This is a genomic window from Roseateles sp. GW821-FHT09G03, assembly GCF_059416045.1.
Window position 1 is genome coordinate 240,166 of record NZ_JBWKOK010000003.1, and the last position, 13,523, is coordinate 253,688.

General features: G+C 68.1%; 10 protein-coding genes. 6 read left to right on the forward strand and 4 right to left on the reverse strand.

The genetic code is table 11. The features are described 5' to 3' along the window. Positions 1 to 15: 15 nt before the first annotated feature. Both AC07OZ_RS13320 and AC07OZ_RS13325 read left to right on the forward strand, forming a co-directional pair. Complete coding sequence (locus tag AC07OZ_RS13320; RefSeq protein WP_495467583.1) at positions 16 to 708, forward strand: flagellar basal body L-ring protein FlgH; 693 nt, start codon at positions 16 to 18, stop codon at positions 706 to 708. 176 nt (positions 709 to 884) lie between these two features. Further along, the gene (locus tag AC07OZ_RS13325; RefSeq protein WP_495467584.1) at positions 885 to 1,655 is read left to right on the forward strand and encodes a Crp/Fnr family transcriptional regulator; all 771 of its coding nucleotides are present in this window, start codon (positions 885 to 887) and stop codon (positions 1,653 to 1,655) included. A 15-nt stretch (positions 1,656 to 1,670) separates the two neighbouring features. Here AC07OZ_RS13325 and AC07OZ_RS13330 read toward each other — a convergent pair whose 3' ends face one another. After that, positions 1,671 to 2,216 (reverse strand): cysteine hydrolase family protein, encoded by a 546-nt coding sequence (locus AC07OZ_RS13330; RefSeq protein WP_495467585.1) that lies wholly within the window; start codon positions 2,214 to 2,216, stop codon positions 1,671 to 1,673. A 263-nt stretch (positions 2,217 to 2,479) separates the two neighbouring features. Between AC07OZ_RS13330 and AC07OZ_RS13335 the strand changes: the two genes are divergently transcribed. Next, positions 2,480 to 3,805, forward strand: a complete 1,326-nt coding sequence (locus AC07OZ_RS13335) for an epoxide hydrolase family protein (RefSeq protein ID WP_495467586.1) — start codon at positions 2,480 to 2,482, stop codon at positions 3,803 to 3,805. A 99-nt stretch (positions 3,806 to 3,904) separates the two neighbouring features. Here the strand turns inward: AC07OZ_RS13335 and AC07OZ_RS13340 are convergent, their stop codons facing one another. The 3 genes from AC07OZ_RS13340 to AC07OZ_RS13350 all read right to left on the reverse strand — a co-directional run bounded on the left by AC07OZ_RS13340 (position 3,905) and on the right by AC07OZ_RS13350 (position 8,205). Continuing rightward, on the reverse strand, positions 3,905 to 6,904 hold the full coding sequence (locus AC07OZ_RS13340) for a TonB-dependent receptor (RefSeq protein ID WP_495467587.1): 3,000 nt from the start codon (positions 6,902 to 6,904) through the stop codon (positions 3,905 to 3,907). Positions 6,905 to 6,914: 10 nt separating this feature from the next. Beyond that, complete coding sequence (locus tag AC07OZ_RS13345) at positions 6,915 to 7,775, reverse strand: hypothetical protein (RefSeq protein WP_495467588.1); 861 nt, start codon at positions 7,773 to 7,775, stop codon at positions 6,915 to 6,917. 67 nt (positions 7,776 to 7,842) lie between these two features. Then, positions 7,843 to 8,205 carry a hypothetical protein gene (locus AC07OZ_RS13350; RefSeq protein WP_495467589.1) on the reverse strand — a complete coding sequence of 121 codons (363 nt, stop codon included), beginning with the start codon at positions 8,203 to 8,205 and terminating at the stop codon, positions 7,843 to 7,845. A gap of 746 nt (positions 8,206 to 8,951) precedes the next feature. On the opposite strand from AC07OZ_RS13350, the gene AC07OZ_RS13355 reads away from it, so the two are divergent. From AC07OZ_RS13355 to AC07OZ_RS13365, 3 genes are all read left to right on the forward strand, one after another. After that, positions 8,952 to 10,622, forward strand: coding sequence for an OFA family MFS transporter (locus tag AC07OZ_RS13355; RefSeq protein WP_495467590.1), 1,671 nt, complete (start codon positions 8,952 to 8,954; stop codon positions 10,620 to 10,622). 156 nt (positions 10,623 to 10,778) lie between these two features. Next, positions 10,779 to 13,139, forward strand: a complete 2,361-nt coding sequence (locus tag AC07OZ_RS13360) for an FdhF/YdeP family oxidoreductase (RefSeq protein WP_495467591.1) — start codon at positions 10,779 to 10,781, stop codon at positions 13,137 to 13,139. Positions 13,140 to 13,149: 10 nt separating this feature from the next. Beyond that, positions 13,150 to 13,506: a hypothetical protein gene (locus AC07OZ_RS13365; protein WP_495467592.1), complete on the forward strand. Its 357-nt coding sequence runs from the start codon at positions 13,150 to 13,152 to the stop codon at positions 13,504 to 13,506. Positions 13,507 to 13,523 lie beyond the last annotated feature (17 nt).

The following is a 13,523-nucleotide window of genomic DNA, read 5'->3' on the forward strand; positions in this document are numbered from 1 at the left end:
GCGCCGGAAAGGGCGATGGCAGGAGTGCCGGCGCCCGCGTTCATCGCGGTCATTGCACTCGCCGCGCTCGGCGGATGCGCCGGCACGCCGCCGACGGTGGCCGGTCCGATGATGGTCACGCCGCCGCAGGCGCCGATGTACATCGAGCGGCCCAACAACGGCGCGATCTACCAGCCGACCATGTCGGCGACGTCGCTGTTCTCGGGCGAGAAGCGCCCGAGCGCGATCGGCGACACGCTGAAGGTGGACATCCAGGAGACGCTGAAGGCGAGTCAGAAGCAGACGACCGACACGGCGCGGGACAACAAGCTCGCGGTGCATGGGCCGGGCGGCCAGAGCAAGATCGGCGCGGTGGAGCGGCTGCTCAACATCGACGCGACGGCCGCGGGCAGCGATTCGTTCAAGGGCTCGGGCACGACGGAGACGGACAACAGTTTCACCACGCAGGTGGCGGTGAGCGTCATCAACGTGCTGCCCAACGGCAACCTGCTGGTGGCGGGCGAGCGCAACGTGGGCCTGAACAAGGGCGTGAACACGCTGCGTTTCTCGGGGATCGTGAATCCGCGCGACATCCGCCCGGGCAATCTCGTGTCGTCGCGCGACGTGGTGAACGCGAGCCTCGAGAGCGTCGCGCAGGGCGACGTGTCGGAGGCGTCGTCGCGCAGCTGGCTGCAGCGCGTGCTGGCCAGGAGCCTGTCCATCTGGTGATCCGCCGACCGCAAAGCGCAAAGCGCAAACCGGGCCGGCGCCACGGGGCTTATCCATCGATCGGCGCCCGCGGTCCGCTTCTATAACCCACGATTCGCCGTCATGGCATTCGCGAACGTTCCGCATTCGAGGCGGAGGGCGGAGCCTTGTCCGGCGGACCTTATGCAGAACACATCATGAGCACGAGAGGGACGCGGACGCCGCCGCACGACGGCGCACCGGACACGACGAGCGACGACTGGCTGGCCGACGGCCAGATCCGGACGTACCGGCGCGGCCAGAAGATCATCGAGGCCGGTTCGCCGCTGGCCGAGTGGATCGCGATCAGCGGCGGGGCGGCGTTCCTCGCGGCGAAGGTCGCGGCGGACACGCGGGTGGCCGTGGCGGCGCTGTGGCTGGGTGACGTGATCGGGGCGGACTCGCCGCTGGGCAAGCTGGCGGCGCGCTACGACGTGACGGCACTGGTCGACGTGACGACGATCCACATCCCGATGCCGCGGATGAAGGACACCAGCGCGCCGGAGCGCGACGCGGCCACGGGCGAGCTGTACGCGGCGACGGCGTCGCGGCTGCAGGACCAGATCACGATGCGTCTGGCCGGCAACGGCTTCCAGCGGCTGATCAGCGTGCTCGCCACCCTGGCGGCGGCGCTGAGCAGTTCGCAGCGCGCGGGCACGGCGGGCAACAGCCTGGCGCTGCCGGTGTCGCAGGCCTGCATCGGACAACTGTCGGGGCTGTCGCGCCGGCAGACATGGATCTACCTGGGGCAGCTCGCCGAGCGCGGCTGGAGCCGCACCTCGCGCACCAAGGTCACGCTCGAGGGCCTGAACGCGTGGCTGAGCCTGATGGGCGAGGTCGAGTCCCGCGGGCTCGACTGCATCGCGACGGTGGATCAGTGCGACATGACCTTGTCGCAGTTGGCCAGTTCGCGCACGTCGTTCAAATGATCCGGGAGCCGCGAATCAGGTGGCCTCGAAGCTGATCTCCGCCGCCTTCTTCGCCTCCATCGTTGGCCCGAAGCTGTTGAGGTTGCGCAGGATCAGCGTGTGGTGGTCGATGATCTGCGGCGCCGTGAGGTCGCCGAAGGCGATCGTCGTGTGGCCGTCCTCGACCAGCGTGACGTCGTAGCCCGAGCTCAACGCGCGGCGCGTCGACGTGTCGACGCAGAAGTCGCTCTGCGCGCCGCAGACGACGAGGTGCGTCACGCCGAAGCCCTTCAGCACCGCGTCCAGGTCGGTCTTGTGGAAAGAGTCCGGCGAGGTCTTGAACACGCGCCGGTCGTCGGGCCGCACGTGCAGGCGATCGTCGATCTGCCAGCCCTCGCCGCCGTGGCGCAGCGGCTCGTAACCCTCTTCCTCGTGCTGGACGAAGACCACCGGCGTGCCGCTGTCCCGCGCCCGCGCGATCAGGCCGTTGATGCGACCGATCACGGCGTCGACGTCGTGGCACGCGTACTCGCCGATGCAGAGCGCGCGTTGCAGATCGATGATGAGCAGGGCAGTCGTCATGGCACCGGACCACGGAGTTGCGAAGCGGGTCAGCATACGCCGCGCGCTCGCGTCGTCCATTCGCCATGCCTCGGTCGGAACGCCGTTCCGGCATCTCTGATGTGTATCGCGTGCGAGCGAATCGTATGCGCGTGTATCTGCTCGACGATCGCATACGGAGCCTGACCAAACGGCCCCTTGCAGGACACGTCGGAGATACCGAAGGCCGTTGGAATTCGTTCCGTGCCGAATCCCGGCGCGCCGAATCTTTTCCACGGAGTCCCATGAACGCCAAGCACCACCTCCTGGCTGTCACCGCGACCGCTGCCGCCATCGCGAGCGCCTTCACCCTCGCCGTGTTCCCCGTCGCCAGCATGGCGCAGACGCAAACGCCGACAGCCCTGTCCGCGTCGCGCGATGCCGCCGAAGACACCACCATCCGCCCTTTCAAGACCGCCATTCCGGAAGCCGCGCTGGCCGACCTGCGCCAGCGCATCGCGGCGACGCGCTTCCCCGATCGCGAGACGGTCGATGACCGCTCGCAAGGCGTGCAGCTCGCCGGTTTCCAGGACCTCGTGCGCTACTGGGGCACCAACTACGACTGGCGCAAGGCGGAAGCCAGGCTCAACGCCTATCCGCAATTCGTGACCCGCATCGACGGGCTGGACATCCACTTCATCCATGTGCGCTCGAAGCATCCCGGCGCGCTGCCGCTGATCGTCACGCACGGCTGGCCGGGCTCGGTCTTCGAGCAGCTGAAGATCATCGACCCGCTGACCGACCCCACTGCGCACGGCGGCCAGGCATCGGATGCGTTCGACATCGTCATCCCGTCGATGCCCGGCTACGGTTTCTCCGGCAAGCCGACCGGCACCGGCTGGGGCCCCGAGCGCATGGCGCGTGCGTGGGACGTGCTGATGAAGCGCCTCGGCTACACGCAGTACGTGTCCCAAGGCGGTGACTGGGGTTCTGTCGTCGCGCAAGCGCAGGGCCGGCTGGCGCCGCAAGGGTTGCTCGGGATCCACGTGAACATGCCGGCGACCGTGCCGGCGGACATCGCCGCCTCGATCAAGAGCGGCAAGCCCGCGCCCGCGAGCCTCTCCGCGAAGGAGAAGGCGGCCTACGAATCGATGAACCGCCTGTACACGCGCGGCGGCGGCTACGCCGGGATGATGGTCACGCGGCCGCAGACGCTGGGCTACAGCCTGTCGGATTCGCCGTCCGGCCAGGCCGCGTGGATCTACGACAAGTTCGCCGACTGGACCTTCAGTGGCGGTGTGCCGGAGCGTTCGCTGTCGAGGGACGAGATGCTCGACGACATCACGCTCTACTGGCTGACCAATACCGGGACCTCCGGCTCGCAGCTGTACTGGGAGAACAACAACAACAACTTCAACGTCGTCGAGCAGCGCACGCGTGAGATCAAGGTGCCGGTCGCGGTCACCGTGTTCCCCGGCGAGATCTACCAGGCGCCGAAGTCGTGGGCGCAGAAGGCGTATCCGAAACTGAGCTACTTCAACGAGGTCAAGAAGGGCGGCCACTTCGCGGCATGGGAAGAGCCGCAGCTCTTCGCCGAGGAGCTGCGCGCGGCGTTCCGGCCGCTGCGCTGATCACGACTCGACTTGCCACGAAGCGGCTTCACGTTCCGCGACGCCACGCGACTCGTCCGCCGCCGTTGAGAACGGCGGCGGACGATCGGAGCGAAGTCCTCAGAACTTGTAGTTCAACACCACCCGCATCGCGCGGTTGTCGCCGCGGATGTTGTTGGGCTTGTCGAGGTTGAGGTTGTCGCCGCCGAGCCGGTTGGGCGTCGCCCCCGCCTGCGGCGCGTTGCCGATCCAGTCGTCGAAGCCGCCGTAGTTGTCGGCGCCCAGCACGTTCAGCACGTCCAGCCGGATCGCGACCTGGTGAATGCCGTACTTGAAGGCCTTGCCGATGCTGATGTCGACCTGCCGGAAGCTCGGCGAGTCGCCCTCGACCAGGAAACACTGCGGCGTGCCGCCGATGCAATTCGTCAGGCGCCGCGGGAAGCCGCTCGCATACGTGCCCTTGGCCGAGAACGTCAGCCCCCACGGCAGCAGCTTGTCGGTCATGAACGCGCCGACCAGCCGGTGCCTGTCGACCAGCGTGCTCGGATTCCAGCCGCGGCCCGCCCGGCCATAGGTCCAGTCGAAGGTGTCGTTGCTCCACTGGAGGTTGGTCGTCTTCGCATCGCTGTAGGTGTAGGCCAGCGTGGCCGTCCAGCCGGACGATTCCGAATACGGCTTCTCCGCCTTCACGAACACGGAGTCGGTGCGCGTGCGCCCGATCGAGTCGCCGAGCACCACCTGCCCGTAGCCGTTCGGTCCACCCCACAGCGGGTCGATGGACGACTGCTGCGCGAAGCCGCCGTTGGCGTCGCGGTTGCCGCTGAACCAGACGAACTGGTTCTTCGCCTCGACGCGGCTGAGTGCGATCTCGCCGTTCCATGTCTTCGTCAACGCCTGCCGCAGCCCGATGCTGAACTGGTCCGCGTAAGGCATCTTCAGGTCGTTGCGGATCAGCCAGATCTCGCCGCCGGGCGACTGGTTCTTCTGCAGCTCATCCAGCGCATGGTTCGCCATCGTGCGGTCGTAGCTGCGGCCATAGCCGCCGAAGACCACCGTGTTCCGATTGCCGAGGACGTCGTAGGAGAACCCCACGCGCGGCGCGATCGCATTCTTGAACGCCTTGCGGGAATTGCCGCTGCTGATGTACTGCGACACGTCGATGCCGCCCTTGGCCAGCGACTGCGCGTAGGTCTGGCCCGTCGGCGGCGTGATGCCGTAGCGCGTCACGTCCGGCGCCAGCAGCGCCGCGATGCGGTCGGCCGGCGTCGCGTACGCGTTGTTGAGCATGTTGTCCTCGTAGTCCCAGCGGACACCGAGGTTGAGCTCCAGCTTGGGCGTGAGGCTCCAGTCGTCCTGCAGGTACAGCCCCCACTGCCTGTTCTTGAAGCTGGCCACCGACGGCGCGGCCGCGCGACGGATGTTGCACTGGTCGCTGGTGCTGCCGTTGTTGGAGACGTTCGTGCCGGTGCAGTTCGTGCCGTCCCAGTAGGGCAGGCCGGTGACGTTGTCGATCAGCACGTCGACGCCGTCGACCGAGTTGGCCGTGCCGCTGAGGTCGTAGCGCATGTCCTTGAGCTTCACGCCGCCCTTGATCACGTGGCCGTCGACCCCGGTGAAGGTGAGCTCTTCCGAGACGAAGGTGCCGCGCTGCTTGCGCCGCTGCGCGTCCGGCGATCCGCCGTCGAGGATCACGTCCTGCGAGGCCGTCAGCACCTGCGGCGATGCGGTCGAGACCTTGTAGCGCACCAGCGCCGTGTCGGAGGCCGACTTCGGATTCCAGAGGTAGTCCTCGTAGCCAATGCGTGCCTCGCTGAGCCAGTCGTCGCGCGACCACTCGTGCTTCAGGTCGATGCGCGTCTCGTCGTTGCGGCGCTCCTTGTCGTTGCCCGGCAGCGAGAGGTTGCGGTCCTCGGCGATGCGGTCGGTCTCGCGCCGCAGCCGCGCGCTGAGGGTCAGGCGATGCTCGTCGTTGAGCTGGGCGTCGAGCTTGCCGAAGAACAGGTCCTCGTGGAAGGGATCGACCTGGCTGCCGCGCCGCGAGAGCAGGTCCGGCACGATGCCCGCGTTGGGCAGCTTTTCGAAGTTCTGACCCGCGATCTGGCGCGAGTCCTCGATCCGCTTCGCGTCGTAGGCGACGAAGAAATGCAGCCTGTCCTTGACGATCGGGCCGCCGACGCTGCCGCCGTATTCGTACTTCTCGGACGACGGCCGCGCGATGCCCTGGGCCTCGCGCTCCTTCTCGAGCGAATTCTTCGAGCGCCAGTTGGTGCCGGTGCGGTCGCCGTAGAGCTCGCCGTGGAACTCGTTGGTGCCGGACTTGGTGACGGCCGTGATCGCCGCGCTGCTGACCTGGTCGAACTCGGCCTTGTAGTTCTGCGTCAGCACCTTGTATTCGGAGATCGCCGATTGCGGGAACGGGTTGCCGCGCGTGTCCGACTGGCCGCTGACGCCCCCGCGCAGGATGTTGTTCTTCTGGCCCACGCCGTCGATGAAGACGTTCAGATGGTCGAAGTCCTGCGCGCCCGACTGCACGCGGCTCAGGCCGCTGGAGTCGGTCGAGAACGCGACGCCCGGCGCGAGGTCCGCCGCGCTGAGGAAATTGCGCGTGGTCTGCGGCAGCGCCTCGATCATGCGCTGCGACACGACGGTACCGAGCTGCGAATCCTTGACGCCCTGCCGGCTCGCGTTGCCTTCGACGGTCACCGTGCCGAGCTGGATCGCGTCCGCCGTGTTCGGCGCGGACGCGGCGCCGAGGTCGAGCGAGGCACTCTCGCCGACGGACAGCGTGATGCGTTCGCTCTTGAGGGGCGCGCCGTCGGCGGCGGCGACGCTGACGACGTACTCGCCCGGCGCCAGGCCGATCAGCGCGTAGCGGCCGTCGCCGCGGGTGCTGGTGCGGTAGCGGGCGCCGTTGGCGCTGTTGGTCGCCGTGATCGACAGTCCGCCGGGCTGGACGCCAGCCGGCGCGGTGACGAGCCCGCGCACCGTCGCGCGGCTCACCTGCGCGTGGGCGGACGTCGCGACGCCGGCGGCGAACGCGATGGCAACGGCCAGCGCCAGCGCGGGCCGGACGGAGGAGGGGCAGGAAGCGGTCGTCGACCGCGGACGCGGGGCGCGCATCGACCGCGCGTCAGGTGGACGGACCGGCCTTGGCGCGGCGCATCTGCTCCGCGAAGACCTGTTCCACCGACTTCTTTTCAGGCAGCACGTACACGATGCCGCCGCGCTTGCCGAAGGTCGGCCAGAGCGTCTGCTCGAAAAATTTCACCGGCATGTTGATGCAGCCGAAGCTGATGCGGTTGTCCTTGGGCGTCGGCGAGGCGAGGCGCTCCAGTCGACGCTCCGCGGGGTTGATCGGGCGCACGCGGTGCATGGACACGGCGGCGTCGTAATCGACCCAGAGCACGTCCTCGTGCCCGGCGTTCTTGCCGGGCTGCGCGACGAAGCGTCCGGCCGGTGTCGTGCGCTCGGACGGCTTCACCTCAGCGATCGGCCGCAGGCCGATGCCGGCGACGCTGTCATCGCCAGCCGCATAGCCGAGCAGCACCGGCGTCGTCGCCTGGAGCTTGCCGTCGGGGCTGAACACCAGCACCTGCGCCTGGCGCTTGTCGAGGATCGCGAATGGGCGTCCGTTGTGATCCCAGCCCGCCATCACCCACTGGGCGACCTGGCGAGCCTGTCTCGAAACCTTGGTCTTGCCGAAGTCGGCCTTGCCGGTCCGCAGCACTGGTGCGGGGGCGTGGACGACCGGCTGGACCGGTGCGGAAGGGGTGTGACGGGCCACGACGGGCGGAGCCGGTCGCAGCTGCTTCATCAGGAAGGTGGCCGCCGGCCAGGCCAGCAGCGCACCGGCCAGACCCAGCGCCAGTCCCTGTGCCACCCATCCCGCACGCTCCCGCAGGTGCTCCGGGATCCAGGCCGACACCAGCCTCGAGGGCGGCTTCGGTGGCGGCGGATCGCTGAAGTAGTACCCGCTGGAGGCGCGCAGCATGGTGGGCTTTCAGGGAGAGGCAGATGCCGGATCAGGTCCGTGCGTGGCGGCGGCGATCACTCACCGCTCAGTTGCGGTCGGCGCGGGGAGCCGGCGTGCCGGCGCTGGTCGGCTCGGTCGGCAGCGGATCCTGCTGCGACTGCGGCTGCTGGTTCTGCCACTGGTCCGTGGACGAAGGCTGGGTCTGCTGCGACTGCGCTTCAGGCGTGGACTGCTGCTGCGTGGTCGCAGGGGTCGACGGGTCGGCCGGCGTCATGCTCTGGTCGGCAGGCGCCTGCTGTTCAGTCTGCGTGGCGGGGTACTGTTCCTGCGTCGCTTGCGTCGGGGTCGACTCGGTCGAGTTCTCGACCTGCGCATAGGCCAGGCCCAGCACGCTGGCGAAAGCGGTCAGGGCAACGGCACCGGTGACGAGGGATTTGGTCGCGTTCATTGGGTCTCTCCTTTGGGCTTGAGGGGCCGATCGGTGGAGATCGGTTAGGACCAACTTTGGACCGTCGAGGGGGAGTCGGACGTGGGCTGATGTCGCGAGGATTTGTAGGACAACCGGCAGGTTTCACCCCGATACATCCGCGTTGCCATCGGGGCAAACGGCGATCCCTCGCCTTCTCCTGCCCCTTGCGAGCGACCAAGAAAAAACCGGACGGCCCCTGAAGGGCGGTCCGGTGAAGAAGGCGCTGATGGACGCCTTCGGAGACAGGAAACCTCCAAACAATAGGCATTCACCCCGATCGCATAAATGCTGCGCCGCGCAACGCACCGTTGTGGGGGCCTCAACAATCCTCCCTGGTGCCTGGCACTCCCCGATGCTTCCTGGGATGGACACCTTCTCCAGGGGGTGTTGTGCGTCAATCGCCCAAACTCCCGAGGCCACATTCGGTTACCGCCCGGCGTTTCATAGATGCCGGCTGTCGGTTTCGTGCGATACATGTCCGTTCGCTATGTGTGGTTGTCAATGGATGTCAACGACATGCGTCAAGATCGCGCCCGCCGCGAGCGTTCTGCCCCAACTTTTTCAGCCCGTCACCAGATACCGGTTTCCTAACGGTTTCTTGATGCCGAAAGGGACGGGGAGCGTCGGAACACGGGACGCGGCCGGAGGGCGCCGTTGGAGGGTTCGGCGCCGTTCGTTCTCAGCGGGCCGCGTCGCGGCCGCCTTTCATTGTTTGAGGAGGACCCATGTCTACTGTGCTGACCGATCAGGGCGGCGGATCCGCCGGCGCGAGCTGGCTGGACAAGGAGCGCACCATCGCCGCTCCTGGTTTCAACCGCTGGCTGGTGCCGCCGAGCGCGCTCGCCATCCACCTGTGCATCGGGATGGCCTACGGCTTCTCGGTGTTCTGGCTGCCGCTCTCCAAGATGCTGCAGACCGCCGGCACCGGCGCCGCGTGCGGCAAGGATGTGGGCTTCTTCGCCCAGCTGTTCACCACCCAGTGCGACTGGAGCGTCGCGACCCTGGGCTGGATGTACACGCTGTTCTTCGTGTTCCTGGGCTGCGCCGCCGCGATCTGGGGCGGCTGGCTCGAGCGCGCCGGTCCCCGCAAGGCCGGTCTGGTCTCGGCCGTGTGCTGGTGCGGCGGCATGCTGATCTCCGCGATCGGCATCCACACCCACCAGTTCTGGATGATGATCCTCGGCTCCGGCGTGATCGGCGGCATCGGCCTGGGCCTGGGCTACATCTCGCCCGTGTCGACGCTGATCAAGTGGTTCCCGGATCGCCGCGGCATGGCGACCGGCATGGCCATCATGGGCTTCGGCGGCGGCGCGATGATCGGTTCGCCGCTGGCCGTCGAGCTGATGAAGCACTTCGCCACGCCGACCGACGCGGGCGTGATGCAGACCTTCGTCGTCATGGCCGTCGTGTACTTCCTGTTCATGGTCGCGGGCGCGCTGGGTTACCGCGTGCCGCCCACCGGCTGGAAGCCTGAAGGCTGGACCCCGCCGCCGGCGCAGGCCGCCAACACCATGATCACGCAGCGCCACGTGCACGTGAAGAAGGTGTGGGGCATCCCGCAGTTCTGGCTGGTGTGGATCGTGTTGTGCATGAACGTGTCCGCCGGCATCGGCGTGATCGGCATGGCCAGCCCGATGCTGCAGGAGATCTTCGGCGGCTCGCTGATCGGCGTGGAAGCCAAGTTCGCCGAGCTCGACAAGACGCAGCTGGCCGCGATCGCCGCGATCGCCGGCGGCTTCACCGCGCTGCTGAGCCTGTTCAACATCGGCGGCCGCTTCGTGTGGGCCTCGCTGTCGGACAAGCTGGGCCGCAAGCTCACCTACACCGTGTTCTTCGTGCTGGGCGGCCTGCTGTACGCCAGCCTGCCGAGCAGCGCGGCCGCGGGTCACAAGCTGGCCTTCGTGGGCGCGGTCTGCATCATCCTGTCGATGTACGGCGGCGGCTTCGCCACCGTGCCGGCCTACCTGGGCGACCTGTTCGGCACGCAGATGGTGGGCGCGATCCACGGCCGCCTGCTGACCGCGTGGGCCACCGCCGGCATCCTGGGCCCCATCGTCGTGAACTACATGCGCGACTACCAGCTGGGCCTGGGCATCCCGCGCGAGCAGGTCTACAACCAGACGATGTACATCCTGGTGGGCATGCTGGTCATCGGCCTGATCGCCAACCTGGCCATCCGTCCGGTCGCCGACAAGCACTTCATGACCGATGCCGAACTGGCCGTCGAGAAGAAGCTGGCGCACGAGAAGGCCGCCGCCGCCGAAGTGGGCAGCGGCCCGGGCGCCGGCGCTGCGACGCCGACCGCGCTGGTCGCGCTGGCCTGGCTGGCCGTGGGCATCCCGCTGGCCTGGGGCATCTATCGCACGCTGCTGAGCGCCGCGAAGTTCTTCAGCTGAGCTGGCGCTCAAACCCCGCCGGCGGCGCGCAAGCGCCTGACCGGCTAGCATGACCCTCGCCCCGGCGGCCGTCCACGACGACCACGGGGCGACTCTGTTTCAAGACCTCGCGTTGGGCGAGGGGCGGACAGGGGATAACGAATACTGGAGGACTCGATGAGCGACCAGAAGATCCATTTCTACAAGGGGCCGGCCGGTGGCTGGGGCGCGTTGCGCAGCGTCGCGAAGCACCTGCAGCAGCAGGGCGTCGCGGTGAAGGGCGCCAAGACGCTGCTGTCGGCCAACCAGGCGGACGGTTTCGACTGCCCGGGCTGCGCGTGGCCCGACCGGGATCACCGCTCGACCTTCGAGTTCTGCGAGAACGGCGCCAAGGCGATCGCCGCCGAGGCGACCGCGCACCGCGCCACCGCCGAGGTGCTGGGCGGGCACACCGTCAGCGAGCTGGCCGAGTGGTCCGACTACGACCTCGAGAACATGGGCCGCATCACCGAGCCGCTGGTCTACGACCGCGCCACGGACCGCTACACGCCGATCGCCTGGGACGACGCCTTCGAGCTGATCGCCGCGCGCCTGAATGCGCTGCAGAGCCCCAACGAGGCGATGTTCTACACCTCGGGCCGCGCCAGCAACGAAGCTGCGTTCCTCTACCAGCTGTTCGTGCGCGAGTTCGGCACCAACAACTTCCCCGACTGCTCGAACATGTGCCACGAGCCCAGCGGGCAGGGCCTGAAGCCGACCATCGGCATCGGCAAGGGCACGGTGACGCTGCACGACTTCGAGCAGGCGGACGCGATCTTCATCTTCGGCCAGAACCCCGGCACGAATCACCCGCGCATGCTGGGTGAACTGCGCGAGGCGTCCAAGCGCGGCTGCAAGATCGTCAGCTTCAACCCGCTGCGCGAGCGCGGCCTGGAGCGCTTCGCCGATCCGCAGGACAAGATGGAGATGGCGACGCTGGGCAGCACGCCCATCTCGACCAACTACTTCCAGCTGCGCATCGGCGGCGACATGGCCGTGATGAAGGCGCTGTGCAAGCGCGTCTTCGAGCTCGACGACGCGGCGGTCGCCGCGGGCGGCGAGCGCGTGCTGGACCTGGGCTTCATTGCCGAGCACACGCACGGCATCGAGGAATTCGAGGCCAGCATCCGCGCGGAGACCTGGGAAGCGCTGGAGGCTGAATCCGGCCTGTCGCAGGAACAGCTCTGCGCCGCCGGCGACCTGTACGCGCAGGCCAAGCGCGTGATCATCTGCTGGGGCATGGGCATCACGCAGCACCAGCACTCGGTCGCGACGATCCAGCACATCGCGGCGCTCCTGATGCTGCGCGGCAACCTGGGCCGTGAAGGCGCGGGCGCCTGCCCGGTGCGCGGCCATTCCAACGTGCAGGGCGACCGCACGATGGGCATCTACGAGAAGCCGCCCAAGGCGCTGCTGGACCGTCTGGGCCAGGTCTTCGGCTTCGAGCCGCCGCGCGAGAACGGCTACGGCACGGTCGAGGCCATCCAGGCGATGCTCGACGGCAAGGGCAAGGTGTTCTTTGCGCTCGGCGGCAACTTCGCCTCGGCGACGCCGGACACGATCGCGACCTGGAAGGCGCTGCGTTCCACCGACCTGACGGTCCACGTGACGACCAAGTTCAACCGCAGCCACACGATCCACGGCAAGGAGGCGCTGGTGCTCCCGTGCCTGGGCCGCACCGAGATCGACATGCAGGCCGCCGGTCCGCAGGGCGTGACGGTGGAGGACTCGATGAGCATGGTCCACCTGTCCAGCGGCATGAACGCGCCGGCGTCGGAGCATCTGCTGTCGGAGCCGATGATCGTGGCGCGCCTGGCGGCCGCGACGCTGAAGGGCCGCTCGAAGACGCCGTGGATGTGGCTGGTGGAGGACTACTCGCGCATCCGCGACAAGATCGAGGAGGTCTTCGACGACTTCGCCGGCTTCAACGAGAAGATCAAGAAGCCGGGCGGTTTCCGCTTGCGCAACACCGCGTCGGAGCGGGTCTGGAACACGCCGACGGGCAAGGCCAACTTCATCACCTACGCGCTGCCGACGGACACGCCCCTGCATCAGGCACGCGCGCGGATGCGCGGCGACGAGAAGACGGTGGTGTTCAACCTGGCGACGGTGCGTTCGCACGACCAGTACAACACGACGATCTACGGCAACGACGACCGCTACCGGGGTGTCTGGGGCCATCGCCGCGTGGTGTTCATCAACAAGGAAGATCTGCGGGCGATCGGCATGAAGGCCGGCCAGTGGGTCGACATCACCAGCGTGTACAGCGACGGCGACACGCGTCGCGCGGAGAAGTTCGTGCTGATCGAGTACGACATCCCGCGCGGCTGCCTGGCCAGCTACTTCCCGGAAACCAACGCGCTGGTGCCGCTGAGCAGCGTGTCCATCGGCGCCGGCACGCCGACGTCGAAGTCCATCCCGGTGGTGCTGACGCTGCGCGAGCAGGACGCGCCGCTGCCGCAGGACCAGGCCCGGTCGGTGGCCGGGGCGAACGCCTGAGGCACCGGCGATGAACCGCGCCGACGCGCCTGCCGCCGATGTCCACGACGATCCCGACCGCAAGGTCGAGGACGAGATCGAGGACGACGGCGACATGGCCGCGCAGGCGCGATTCGCGCTGGAGACGCTGGCGGAGCTGGACGGCGGCAACGGTGTCTCGCTGCCGCGGCTGGCCAAGCGAACGGGGCTGCGCGTCAGCGTGCTGCTGCGGCTCTACACCTTGATGAGCGATGCGCGCGTCGGCGACGCGCAGGGGCCCGGCTGGGTGCGTCTGCACGTGGATGAGGACGGTCGCTGGATCGCCCGCATCACGCCGGCGGGTCGGGGCGACGGCGCGGACGACGGGGCGGCGGAGACGGCGCCATGAGCGGGACCTCGGGCGGC

Bases quoted from the DNA above. Each gene is read 5' to 3' on its own strand.
- AC07OZ_RS13335 (WP_495467586.1), top strand. From the start codon at position 2,480: ATGAACGCCAAGCACCACCTCCTGGCTGTCACCGCGACCGCTGCCGCC.
- AC07OZ_RS13330 (WP_495467585.1), bottom strand. From the start codon at position 2,216: ATGACGACTGCCCTGCTCATCATCGATCTGCAACGCGCGCTCTGCATC.
- AC07OZ_RS13350 (WP_495467589.1), bottom strand. From the start codon at position 8,205: ATGAACGCGACCAAATCCCTCGTCACCGGTGCCGTTGCCCTGACCGCT.
- AC07OZ_RS13355 (WP_495467590.1), top strand. From the start codon at position 8,952: ATGTCTACTGTGCTGACCGATCAGGGCGGCGGATCCGCCGGCGCGAGC.
- AC07OZ_RS13320 (WP_495467583.1), top strand. From the start codon at position 16: ATGGCAGGAGTGCCGGCGCCCGCGTTCATCGCGGTCATTGCACTCGCC.
- AC07OZ_RS13325 (WP_495467584.1), top strand. From the start codon at position 885: ATGAGCACGAGAGGGACGCGGACGCCGCCGCACGACGGCGCACCGGAC.
- AC07OZ_RS13345 (WP_495467588.1), bottom strand. From the start codon at position 7,775: ATGCTGCGCGCCTCCAGCGGGTACTACTTCAGCGATCCGCCGCCACCG.
- AC07OZ_RS13365 (WP_495467592.1), top strand. From the start codon at position 13,150: ATGAACCGCGCCGACGCGCCTGCCGCCGATGTCCACGACGATCCCGAC.
- AC07OZ_RS13360 (WP_495467591.1), top strand. From the start codon at position 10,779: ATGAGCGACCAGAAGATCCATTTCTACAAGGGGCCGGCCGGTGGCTGG.
- AC07OZ_RS13340 (WP_495467587.1), bottom strand. From the start codon at position 6,904: ATGCGCGCCCCGCGTCCGCGGTCGACGACCGCTTCCTGCCCCTCCTCC.